The organism is Porphyrobacter sp. CACIAM 03H1, from assembly GCF_002215495.1.
Lineage (GTDB): Bacteria > Pseudomonadota > Alphaproteobacteria > Sphingomonadales > Sphingomonadaceae > Erythrobacter.
In genome coordinates this window covers 507813-518979 of sequence record NZ_CP021378.1, presented here as the reverse complement: position 1 = coordinate 518979, position 11167 = coordinate 507813, and the positions used below count along the sequence as shown (strand labels likewise).

Annotated in this window: 13 protein-coding genes and 1 pseudogene; 3 read left to right on the top strand and 11 right to left on the bottom strand. The window is 62.1% G+C overall.

Annotated features, from left to right (window positions below; translation table 11 throughout):
• Positions 1-10: 10 nt before the first annotated feature.
• From CBR61_RS02560 to CBR61_RS02535, 6 genes are all read right to left on the bottom strand, one after another.
• Positions 11-1231, bottom strand: a complete 1221-nt coding sequence (locus CBR61_RS02560) for an efflux RND transporter periplasmic adaptor subunit (protein ID WP_088912958.1) — start codon at positions 1229-1231, stop codon at positions 11-13.
• A gap of 2 nt (positions 1232-1233) precedes the next feature.
• On the bottom strand, positions 1234-2436 hold the full coding sequence (locus tag CBR61_RS02555) for a TolC family protein (protein WP_162291054.1): 1203 nt from the start codon (positions 2434-2436) through the stop codon (positions 1234-1236).
• A 156-nt stretch (positions 2437-2592) separates the two neighbouring features.
• The gene (locus CBR61_RS16695; RefSeq protein WP_156076277.1) at positions 2593-2760 is read right to left on the bottom strand and encodes a hypothetical protein; all 168 of its coding nucleotides are present in this window, start codon (positions 2758-2760) and stop codon (positions 2593-2595) included.
• 163 nt (positions 2761-2923) lie between these two features.
• Positions 2924-3277, bottom strand: a complete 354-nt coding sequence (locus tag CBR61_RS02545; RefSeq protein WP_086741015.1) for a DUF3703 domain-containing protein — start codon at positions 3275-3277, stop codon at positions 2924-2926.
• Positions 3274-3849, bottom strand: a complete 576-nt coding sequence (locus tag CBR61_RS02540) for a methyltransferase family protein (RefSeq protein WP_086741017.1) — start codon at positions 3847-3849, stop codon at positions 3274-3276. Before CBR61_RS02540 ends, CBR61_RS02545 begins: the two co-directional genes overlap by 4 nt.
• The gene (locus tag CBR61_RS02535) at positions 3849-4490 is read right to left on the bottom strand and encodes a cation transporter (RefSeq protein ID WP_088912955.1); all 642 of its coding nucleotides are present in this window, start codon (positions 4488-4490) and stop codon (positions 3849-3851) included. Before CBR61_RS02535 ends, CBR61_RS02540 begins: the two co-directional genes overlap by 1 nt.
• 83 nt (positions 4491-4573) lie before the next feature.
• Between CBR61_RS02535 and CBR61_RS02530 the strand changes: the two genes are divergently transcribed.
• The 3 genes and pseudogenes from CBR61_RS02530 to CBR61_RS02520 all read left to right on the top strand — a co-directional run bounded on the left by CBR61_RS02530 (position 4574) and on the right by CBR61_RS02520 (position 6151).
• Positions 4574-4969, top strand: a complete 396-nt coding sequence (locus tag CBR61_RS02530; RefSeq protein WP_086741021.1) for a MerR family transcriptional regulator — start codon at positions 4574-4576, stop codon at positions 4967-4969.
• Positions 4970-5123: 154 nt separating this feature from the next.
• Positions 5124-5333: pseudogene (locus tag CBR61_RS02525) on the top strand (efflux RND transporter permease subunit); the annotation flags it as partial.
• 179 nt (positions 5334-5512) lie between these two features.
• A complete protein-coding gene (locus CBR61_RS02520) occupies positions 5513-6151 on the top strand; it encodes a cation transporter (protein ID WP_088912954.1) in 639 nt (212 codons plus the stop codon).
• Positions 6152-6173: 22 nt separating this feature from the next.
• Here CBR61_RS02520 and CBR61_RS02515 read toward each other — a convergent pair whose 3' ends face one another.
• The 5 genes from CBR61_RS02515 to CBR61_RS02495 all read right to left on the bottom strand — a co-directional run bounded on the left by CBR61_RS02515 (position 6174) and on the right by CBR61_RS02495 (position 11095).
• Entirely contained in the window at positions 6174-6497 is a 324-nt protein-coding gene (locus CBR61_RS02515; RefSeq protein ID WP_088912953.1) for a YnfA family protein, read from the bottom strand.
• A 210-nt stretch (positions 6498-6707) separates the two neighbouring features.
• Positions 6708-7097 carry a type II toxin-antitoxin system VapC family toxin gene (locus CBR61_RS02510; RefSeq protein ID WP_086741166.1) on the bottom strand — a complete coding sequence of 130 codons (390 nt, stop codon included), beginning with the start codon at positions 7095-7097 and terminating at the stop codon, positions 6708-6710.
• The gene (locus CBR61_RS02505) at positions 7090-7338 is read right to left on the bottom strand and encodes an AbrB/MazE/SpoVT family DNA-binding domain-containing protein (RefSeq protein ID WP_086741164.1); all 249 of its coding nucleotides are present in this window, start codon (positions 7336-7338) and stop codon (positions 7090-7092) included. Before CBR61_RS02505 ends, CBR61_RS02510 begins: the two co-directional genes overlap by 8 nt.
• 396 nt (positions 7339-7734) lie before the next feature.
• Entirely contained in the window at positions 7735-8970 is a 1236-nt protein-coding gene (locus CBR61_RS02500) for a tyrosine-type recombinase/integrase (protein ID WP_088912952.1), read from the bottom strand.
• Between the two features lie 289 nt (positions 8971-9259).
• Complete coding sequence (locus CBR61_RS02495; protein ID WP_088912951.1) at positions 9260-11095, bottom strand: DUF885 domain-containing protein; 1836 nt, start codon at positions 11093-11095, stop codon at positions 9260-9262.
• Positions 11096-11167 lie beyond the last annotated feature (72 nt).

Below are 11167 nucleotides of genomic sequence, written 5' to 3'. Positions count from 1 at the left end.
GTCCGTCCTCTCAGTGATCATGTTCGGCCTCGGCCTTGCCGAGTTCCGCTTTGAGGACGAAGGCGTTGACGGTTGCCACGCGCTCGCCGACGCGCAGGCCGGAAAGGACCGGAACCGCTGCATCGCTACCTAACCCGATCGTCACCGGACGCATGACAAACCCGCGCTGGGTCCGCACGAACACGACACTGCGCCCCTCGGTCTCCTGGATCGCGCTGCGCGGCACGACTGGTACGCGCGCGCCGTCAACGCCCGGAGTAGCAACCCTCGCGCTGACATTCTGTCCGACGCGCAAGTCACCGTCGGTGTTGTCGATAGTCGCGATCGCCTTGGCCGCGCCGGTCGCCGGATCGACGGCAGGCGACAGGAACCGTATGCGACCGGTATGGGGATGATCGCTCCCCTGGACGGAAAGCGTGATGGTCTGACCGATCACAACCCGCTGGATGTCGCGCGCTGGGATCATCAGCTCTGCCCATACCGTCCGTGGATCGGCGACCTGAAACAGCTCGCGCTCCGGCGGAACATATTCGCCCGGGGTCACCGTTACCGACGTTACCTCGCCTGCAACCGGCGAGCGCAGCGTCATGAGGCGCGTCGTCCCGCCGCCACTGCCGGCGCCCAATGCTCGCAATGCCTGATCGGCCTGCTGCGCTTCGATGCGCGCAGCGTCATAGGCCGCCTGCGCGGCTTCATAGTCCTGCCGGGCAGTCACACGCTGGCGGAACAGACTTTCCTCCCGGACAAGTACAGTGCGCGCGGCTTCGGCCGCGCGGCGTGCGCGCGCTGCGGCACCTTGTGCTTCAGCCACTTCACGGCTGTCGATCACTGCAAGAGGATCCCCGACACCAACCCGGTCGCCAAGCTGACGCAGGATGCGCACCACAACACCGGAGGTCCGTGCCGTGACATGCCCAACCGATTGGGTGGGCGGAACCAGAACGCCCGCTGCCGTCACCTCGCCGCCGGCAAGGCCCTCCTGTACTACGGCAACAGCAATCCCCGCTGCTTGTATCTGCGCATCACTGACCGCAATTGTTCCCTCCGAGGCTCCGGCTGAAACAGTCGCTTCATCGGCGTCTCCACCGCTTTCTTCCTCTTCAGCGTGCGTGGCATTCCCAGTCTGTGCGGTATCACCCCTCAAGAGATACCCAGCGCCGCCACCAGCCAGCGCAATCACCGCAGCGCCTGCGAGAAGTGGCATTGTCCTTTGATCGAGTTTGTAGGCCATGGTTAAATCTCCTCGCGCGCAAAGGCGCGGTTGAGCGCGGCAAGTGCGCGCGCACGATCCAGGCGAGCGTCGATTATGGCCCGCCGGGCCGAAGTGAGCGCTGTCTGAGCATCGAGCAGTTCGAGCAGTGAAAAGCGCCCCGCGCTGTAGCCAATCTGCGCGAGCCGAAGCGCTTCCTCGGCCTGGGCAAGACCCGGTCCTTCAAGGGCCTCAAGCCGGGCGTCAGCCGCTTCCACGAGCATGCGGGCCTGTGCCCGATCCCTACGCGCATCGGCGCGCACTCGCTCCAGTTCAAACTCCGCAGCGGTCGCATCGGCACGGGCAGCTTCAATGCCGCCGCGATTGCGATCGCGGATCGGAATGGGGATCGACACGCCAACGACAAAGGCCGTATCGCGACCATCACTGAACCGGCGTAGCCCTCCGCTCACGGTAACATCGGGGGTAGCCGCAGACTGGGCCAGTGCAATTCGTGCCGCCGCTACACGCTGCTCGGCATCGGCGAGCCGTTCGTCGATACTCGCAAAGCCAGGCTCGTTGCGGCCCATCGGCTCGGCGGCCGCACCTGTCTCGGTGCCCTGCGAAGGAGTCAACTCCGCATCGTCCGACGCAATCAGCGTCGCGAGGATGCGCCGCGCCGCCAGCATCGCACTGAAGGCTTCCAGTTCGGCCGCCCGAGCGTCCGCAAGAGCGGCCTCGGCTCGCAATTGCCTGAGCGGTGGATCGCGACCCGCTTCAACCAGTATCCGGGCTGTGTTAGCCAGCGAGGCTGCCTGCACTGCATTGTCGCGCGCGAGCGTCGCCCGGTCGGTCGCCGCAGACAGCTCGGCGAACGCCACTTCTACCTCACGGCGCAAATCTACCCGCTCGCGGAGCAATGACAGAGCGGCAACATCGCGCTCGCCCGCTGCAACCGCCCGCCGCGCACTGCGCTGACCGCCAACTTCAAGCCGTTGGCTCAGCGCCAGCGTTGTCTGCGCACTATCGAAGGACCGAAAAGGGCCGTTGCCGGCAAAGTCCTCGACCTCAAGACTGACCTCCGGATTGGGCGCCACCCCCGCCTGCCGTGCTCGGCCCTCTGCGGCAGCGACACGCGCTTGAGCCGCAGCTATTCTAGGGGAGTTGGCAAGCGCGCGCTCGAGCGCGCTGCCAAGCGTAATAGGTTCAGCCAACGCCGGATGGGCGGTAGCCAGCGCCGCAGCCATAAGGGCGGCGCGCAAGGACATTCGCATCGAAAAACTCCTGAACACAGGTGCAAACGGCACACGGGCGCAATGGCCCGAGTGCACTGGGCGACTGGGTTCAGGCTGACGGTGGTTGAAGGGGAGGCGCTTGAGCGAACGAGCTGAGAACGGCGGCGCTCAAGGCTGAATGCGAGGTATTGCCGCCCAGTGGCAGACCGAAATCACTTGCCCCTTCGCTGGCAAGTCCGATGCTGCAATGATGATGAACCAGCCCATGACATGGGCCGCCGTCATCGCTGGAACCGTTCCCGTGCCCGTCTCTGTCTGCATGATCAGCATGAGCATCCAGCATCATGACGCTGTCGTATCCGCTCGTACCATGCGCTGCAGCCGGCGATTCAACGCCGCCAAAGGCAAGGCCGATAGTCAGCCATAACAGGAGGAACATAGCCCGCACGCTAATGACCTACTCGTTCCGACCGGAAACAGCAATCTTGAACGCTTAAGGTCATTCGCCCATCCCGTCTTGCAAGAGCTCCAGAAGATCAGGCGGAATTGGCATTGGCTGAAAGGCGCTCACAGTCGACCGCCCGGTATTTCCGATCGGCAACTTTCCCGTCAGCGCGCCGATCGGCGCCAGAATGAGTCGGAAGATCTGGCCAAGTGCTTCGCTCCAATCGCGTTGCCGGAAGGCAAAGGCCAGCATTGCGCGGTGATTGGCCAGATGCTGCCTTAGGTAGGGCTGGGACAGGATGTGCGCCCGCTCGAGGTGGCACCATGCCATATCGTACTCGCCACGGCTGCGCGCCAAGCGATAAGCTGTCATCTCCTGCTCAATGAGCCTCATTGCAGCGAACTTCATTCCGCTCCTCCCTTACCAAGCCAACGCGGTACACGCGCTTTGAACTCGTGGTATTGGGCACCAAAACTTGCTGAAAGATGGGCTTCCTCGATCCTGACTTGGGCGATGCAGGCGACGACAAACGTCGCCCATGACACCCAGGCCCACCAAAATGCAGACACCATCGCGGCCGAGAACCCGACGAGCATCATCGCAAGGAAGATCGGGTTCCTACTGTATCGGAAGAGCCCGTGGGACACGAACTCCGGTGCATCTCCCTGACGAACGCCGATACGCCATGCGCGGCCCATCTGGATTTGCGCCACGATCACGGCGCCACCACCTAAAGTGGCAAGTATAGCCGCCAACCATGACAAGTCGCGGGGCCCAGCTCGTGCGCCGATGCCACTTGCAATAATCAGGGCCGCACCACTGACCGCGAATGCAAGTCCCGAAGCTCGCTGAGCCCCTTTCGCCGACAGAAAGGCGAATGCGTGGTCGCCAGTACGTCGCCGGATGGCGACACCGCGAACGATTGTCGCAGTGATTATCGCGACCATCGCAACGAAAGGTACTATTTGAAGAAATTCCATCAGGCCTGTTCCTGCCAAGCAGGCGCAGACTTCAATTCGCTCATCGCCTGTCGAAGAATCTGCATGCCCCCAGTTAACGCCAACCACGCCATTGCGGAGGCGACGATCAGGTCAGGCCATACACTGCCAGTTCCGAATACACCGATGGCAGCAAGCATCACGGCAACGTTGCCGATGGCGTCGTTGCGCGAGCAAATCCACACCGAGCGCATGTTCGCATCGCCAGTACGAAAGCTGTAGAGCATGATGGCGACGCCAGCATTGGCTGCGAGCCCGAGCAGTCCGATGACTCCCATCAGTTCAGGTTCGGGTGCAGCGCCCTCAAGCGCCGCCAGAACCGCGGTGATCGTGACCCAACCGCCCAGTCCGATGAGGGTGATCCCCTTGGCCAGCGCCGCCCGCGCGCGCCATGTCAACGCCATTCCGGCGACAAGCAGGCTGATCGCGTAGTTGGCGGCATCGCTTAGAAAATCGAGTGCATCAGCCTGTAACGCGCGGCTGTCAGCAGCGGCCCCTGCTCCCATTTCCACCGCGAACATGCCGGCGTTCACGCCGAGCGCGATCCACAAAGCCCTTCGCCAGCGCGGGTCATTCAACGTGGCCGCCGTTCCGCACGCGGCCTTGCAGCAATCATCAGCCATCGTCCTGCCTTCTCGACAATCTGCGAGTCGGCAGTCTATCTACACTCTGTAGCAACTACAGGGTCAAGAGCGGAGGTGTGGCAATGAAGATTGGCGAACTTGCGAGCGCCACTGCGACGAAGGTCGAGACGGTGCGCTATTATGAAAAGATCGGGCTGCTGCCGCCGCCCTCACGGACAAGTGCCAATTACCGCGCCTATGGGAATGATCATCTTGCGCGCCTGTCGTTCATCCGTCGCGCCCGCGATCTCGGTTTTACGCTCGAAGCGGTCCGCGAGCTGCTCACGCTGTCGGACGACAAGGCCCAATCCTGCGATGCGGTTGATGGGATTGCGCGCGTCCACCTTGCCGAAATCGACCGCAAGGTTACCGATCTGACCGCGCTTCGTGGGGAGCTTGATCGGATCATCGGATCCTGCCGTCACGGGACGGTGGCCGAATGCAAGATCATCGAAACCTTGGCCCCGCGCGGAAATTAGCAAGCTTGATCAATTACCTGATCATCGGTGCCTCTGATTTCAGTGCTCCGCATGATTTGGATGCGAAGCGACACACAAGGCTTGGAGCGCCTAGCCGCGCATTCCGCCGCGACGTTCTGGTATCTACTTCCGAGGCTATCGAAGTCGCCATCCTATCCGTCCGGCGCTCATGACTGCGCTGGTGGCATTGCTTGGCTTCGTGCCGATGGCGGTCGCGACCGGGAAAGGGGCCGAAGTGCCACGGGCGCTGGCAACTGTGGTCATAGGCGGCTTCATCCCCGCAACCATTCTTCCCCTTTTCGTTCTTCCGGCGGTTGCCAGACTTGTGCTGGGCGTTTCTGACGCGAGGCGAAGCCGGAAGTAGAACTGGCGCGACGGCCTGCGCCGTGACGCTACCCAGGATGAACAGGTAGGTCTTGGCGAGCTTAACCAGGTGATTTTGGGTGCCAACGCAATGTGGAAAGCTTCAGCACTTGACGATCGTACTTGCGGCCATGCCGTCTGGTATAGGCAGGAAAATTGGTGGACAAACGATATAATGAGATGAGCGGCGAAGGCGACCTTAATCTCGACACAGCCGAAAAGCGGCGCACCTTGTGGATCGTGCTGTGGCTTAACGTCGCCATCGCTGTAGGCTTCTTCATTACCGGCATCGCGGGCGATTCAAATGCTCTGCTCGCTAACGGGCTGGATAACTCATCGGACGCGGCGGTCTATGCGCTGAGCCTGCTGGCCCTGTCCCGTTCGCGAACTTGGAAGCGCGGCGCGGCACGCTTTTCCGGTATTATGCTGCTCATTTTCGCAGGCGGCGTCATCGCCGATGCCATTCGGCGCTTTGTTGAAGGATCGGAGCCAACTGGCATCATGATGATGGCAATGGCAGCGGTGGCGGCTGTCGTGAACCTGATCTGCTTGAAGCTACTCAATGAAATGAACGAGAAGGACGTCAATCTTCGCGCGGCGACCACCTTCAGCTTCAACGATTTCATCTCCAACGGCGGCATCATCGTCGCCGCCATCATCGTGACGGTATCCGGCGCAAATTGGCCCGATCTTGTGGTCGGTATCGCTGTCGCCGGAATAGCGCTGTATGGCGGTGTCGAGATCCTTCAGGATGCCCACATGGACGTCCATGATGAGGATGGCACAGAGCATGAGAAGGGTGATCAGCTCAACCTGTAAGAGGCGATCGGTCTTTCCACGTTTAAACTGGGCGCGGCCCCCACAGAATGATCGAAGCCCCTAACAAGCAGATGGCCACTCCAATGGTATCCCAACGATCAGGTTTGATCCCCTCAGCCATCCAAAGCCAAACCAGCGCGGACAGAATATAAATCCCACCGTAAGCCGCGTAGGTGCGACCAGCATGCTCAGCCTCGACGAACGTAAGAAGGACCGCGAAAAGGCACAGTGACAGAGCGCCAGGGATCAGCCAGATCGGGCTGCGATCAAGGCGCAGCCAAGCCCAGAACGCGAAGCAGCCCGCGATCTCGGCCAGCGCTGCACCGATGAAGATCAAGTAGGTCATCGTGGCGCCTGTCTGACAGGCACGGGCGGGAGTGGCAATCATTCGGATCCCACGGCAGGCTTACACTCAGTTGCGATCACAAGCAGGGTTGGAGCTTGATCCCAGAACCTGCACGGCGGCTTTCGGCGAAAACAGACGTTTTCGCTGATGATCGGCACCGGCTTAGTTTGGGGCGGGAGTGGCCGGAAGGTCTTGAGTCGGAAGCGGAACTTAGCGAAGAACTTCGACGGCGATATCAACGTCGAGTTTGCCCCATGCCCGATCGGTAGTCACTGCAACTGCATTGCACGACTCGGCTGCGCTAAGGCAGGCTCGATCCCCCAAGGACAATCCAACACTTCGCGTCGCAGCACGCAGCAGTCCGGCATGTACTGCCTGACTCTGATCGAACGCGAGCACATCGAAATTCAGCTCTGCAAGACTGGACGTTATGACCTCATCGGGCACACCGCCTTCTTGTAGTTTGGCAACAACCTCAGAAAGGTTGACGGCGCTTATGTGGCTGGCAGCAAGTCGCTCTCGAACCTGATCGCCGCCGTTCTCACCGAGCATCATCGCGAGCACAGCCGAGGCATCGAGCATATAGCGCTTATCACTCATTTTCTGCGGCAGCCCGGCGCTCAGCTATCAATTCGTCAGACAAGCTGCGACCTGGCTCCACATACTTGCGCAACTTCGCCTGAACCCGGGTCACAGCATCGCGATAGGGCCGCACGTGGATTTCGCCATCGACCACTTCGAGCAGCACGGTGTCGCCATCGGATAGAGAGAGCGCACGCCGGATCTCGACCGGCAATTGCAGCCTTCCTCCCGAGACAAGTTTTCCCCGCTGCACGTTCATAAATCACCTCGCTGTATGGTCGATTGTCCATTACAATTTTTGGTTTTCTGTATCAAGCGCAGGTCAATACATTTGAAATGAGCAAGGCTCGTGCGACCGCATCGGATCGCTTACCGGACACTTTGCGGTTCAACGACAGGCACGGAGTTGATCATCCTCTCGCCTTCGCAACTCCGGCCTGTGGGATTTCTCATTGAGGTGGTACGCTTCATTTTCTCAAGCGGGGGCCTCATTCGTTACAAGTTTCCAGCCCGCTGATGGCATAGGCCGCAAGATTGCTCCCCTGAGGCGCGGCTAGCCCGCAACCTGGCGCTTGAGCTGGAAAACTGTTCGTGAGTGCGTCCGTAACCTGGCGACCTTGGGCTCAGATCGCAGCGGAGATCGCATTGAAGCAAACTACTTCGTCGCCACAATCTTGAGGTGCGGTCTCGGCTTGTCGAGAACCTCTACCGCTTCGCGCCGATGCTCAGGCGCAAGGTGGGCATAGCGCAACGTCATCCCATAATCGCTGTGACCCAGCAGCTCTCGGATGGTGTTGAGATCAACGGCCCCCATCGCGAGGCGTGAGGCGAAATGGTGGCGCATATCGTGCCAACGAAAGTCGGCGATCTTCGCGTCTTCGAGCAGCTTCTTCCATGACGAGTTGACGTTGTCGAAGCGCGCTCCATCGTCGCTCTCGAATACGCGACTATTGCCCAGATCGCATTGCGATCGCCACGCCTTGAGAGTCTCGAAGGCCTCGGCATTGAGCGGAATGTGCCGCGTCTTTCGCGACTTTGCCGTCTGCGCCGACACCGTCACGATCCGCCGGTCGAAGTTCACATGGGACCATTTAAGATCGAACAGCTCGCCACGGCGCATGCCGGTGTTGATCGAAAGAAGCACCATCGGCATCAGGTGATCGGTGAAGGGAAAGGCATGGAGGCTTGGCAGTGGCTCCATCTTGCGATCCCGACGCCACTGGTTGGTCCGCTCCCGTGCCTCTCTTGCCTCCTGCTCGCGCTTCTTGAGCTGAGAGCGCAAGCGATGCTCTTCTGCCTCATCGAGATACCGGACTCGGACTTCCTTGTCCTCTCGCGCCTTTTTCACCTTGGCGATCGGGTTGACCGCGATGAGCTCCCACTCGACCGCGCGGTTGAGGGCTGCCTTGATGGCGGTGATGTCGCGATTGACCGTATTGGTCTTCACGCCGTCCTTCATTCGCTGGGCGCGCCAGCGCTCCATATCGAGCGGCGAAATCGTCGCCATTGGCATGTTCAGAAACTTACTGAAGGAGACCTTCAGGCGCTTGATCGTAGCGGAAGCCGTTTTCTGATGCGCAGCAGCCCAATCCGCATAATGCTCGTCGATGAAGTCGCCGAAGGTCGACACCTGCTTTCGTTTCTGGCGCTCGATACGCGGGTCCGTCCCCGCCCAGTATGGGCCCAGTGCATTCTTGGCGGCCTCAACAGCTTCGCTGTGACCCATACTGCTCAGCCGACCGAGCCGGATGCGCTTGCCGCGTTCGAACTCCAGGTACCATGTCTTGACGCCCGATGGCTGTACCCGAAGCAGAAGGCCATTCAGCTTGGCATCGCGCAGCTCATAAGGCTTTGCCTTTGGTAGCGCCTGCTGAGCGATCTTGTTGTTCATCGTCGAGACCTGCGGGACGGGGGTAGCGTTCGGACTCTAGCCGATCCGTAAGTGAAATGTAAGTGCAAAGTGACCAAACGCGGTGCAACAAATACGAACGAGTTGCAATATCGAAAACCTATTTTCTCTTTTTATATCATTATATTGTTGGTGCACATCGTTCTATTGCGGTGCAGAAAGTGCCGCCATTTTTGTGCCTCCGAAGGCAGAGGTCACAGGTTCGAATCCTGTCGGGTGCGCCAACAAGGCCCGCTCCTCTGCCGGGGGGCGGGCCTTGTCGGTTCTGGCGTCACCCCTTCGCCCGGGCCGCGATCCATTCGTCAACGCGGCGCTCGAGGATCGAGAGGGGCTGCGAGCCGCTGGCGATCAGCAGGTCGTGGAAGCCCTTGATGTCGAACTTCGCGCCCAGCGTCCTTTCGGCGCGTGCACGCAGTTCCATGATCTTCAACATCCCGATCTTGTAACCCGTCGCCTGGCCGGGGAGCGTGATGTAGCGCCGCACCTCCGAACGCGACCGCTCGATCGGCTGGCGCCCGGTGGTGTTCATGTAGGTGACCGCCTCGTCCTCGGTCCAGCCCAGCGCGTGGATGCCGGTGTCGACCACCAGACGGGCGGCGCGGAAGAGTTCGGCATCGAGGCGCATGAAGTCCGCCGCGATGTCGGGGAAGGCGCCCATCTCCTTGCACAGCGCCTCGGCATAGAGCGCCCAGCCCTCGCCGAAGGCGACATAGCCGGTGACCGAGCGGAACTTCGGCCCGCCCTGCTGGCGCACCTGGATATCGCCCTGCATGTTGTGGCCGGGGACCGCCTCGTGACACATCAGCGTGTACTTCGCCGCCGGGTCGGGAACGGTGCCGACGAGGTGGACATAGGTACGCGCCGGGCGCGCGCCGTCAGGGCTCGGGGCAGAGGCATGGGCCGCGCCACCGGCGACTTCGGAGAAGGCGGGCTCGCGCACGACCTCGATCCCGTATGCTGGCAGCGTGCCGAACCACGGACCCAGCATCGAGCGGGTGCGGGCGACGAAGGCGTTGGACTCGTCGAGATACTCCTTGCGCGCGGCATCGTCGAACGGGCGCGGCGGGTAGAGCCGCGCGCGCTCGGCATAGAAGGCATGGCGGTCGGCAAGGCCCGCCTGACGCGCCAGCGCGTCCTGCTCCGCCTCGATCCGGGCCACTTCGGCGCGGCCGATGGCGTGGATCTCCTGCGCGGTCATGTCGGTGGTGGTGACGAGCTTCAGCTGCGCGGCGTAGTAGGCATCGCCGCCCGGCAGGGTGAGCGCGCCGACCTTGCCGCTCGGCGCGTCGGGCAGGCTGGCCTCGGCCCAGGCGATCACGCGTTCGTAGGCGGGCGCAAGTGCGAGGATCGCCGCGCGCGCCTCGCCGAGCAGCGTGTCGGCCTCGGCCTGGGGGAGCTTGCCGGCGGCAACCAGCGCGGCGGTCTTGGCCTTGACGTCGGCCCACAGCGCCGCGTCCGGACCTTCGCCATAGGGCGCACCCGAGATGAGCTTGCGGCTGCCCGTCATCACCGTCTCGATCTGGAAGCGCGGCGGCTTGATCCCGGCCTCCTGGCTCGCCCTGGTGCGCTCGATCGCGCGGTCGAGCAGCGCGGGCATCCCGCGCAGACGGGCGATGTAGTTCCTGAGATCCGTCGCGTCCGCCACGGTGTGGGTGTTGACGAGGAAATCGGGCAGCTGGCTGTGCGCCGAGTAAAGGCGCGAATAGAACGGCGGGCGATAGATCCGGTTGGCGAAATCGACCTCGGCCCGTTCGGCCTCCAGCGCCCAGATGTCGAAATTGACCTGCGCCTCGGGCGAGAGTTTCGCGCGGTCGAAGGCGGCGCGCATCTTCGCGACGCTGGCCTTGCGCCACTCGACCTCGGCGCGGGTGGCCTCCTCGCTGGTGTCGTTCCAGCGGTCGCCGCCCTGCTTGAGCCCGAGCCGGGTGGCAAGCTGAGGCTGGCGCGCGAGATATTCCTCGAACGCGGCATCGAGAAAGGCGGTGAGGCGCGCGTCCTCGCTCTGCGTGGCGGTGCCGGCGGTTGCGGTCTGCGCCGCTGCGGGCAGTGCGGGGAGCGTCACCGCGGCGAGCGCCACGGCGAGGCTGGTCGAAAGCTTGTGCATCATCTCGGGTCCCTTGTCGCGCCCGTTGCGGCGCCTGACAGGGGCCTAGCGGGCAACGGAATCCGGATGAAGCCC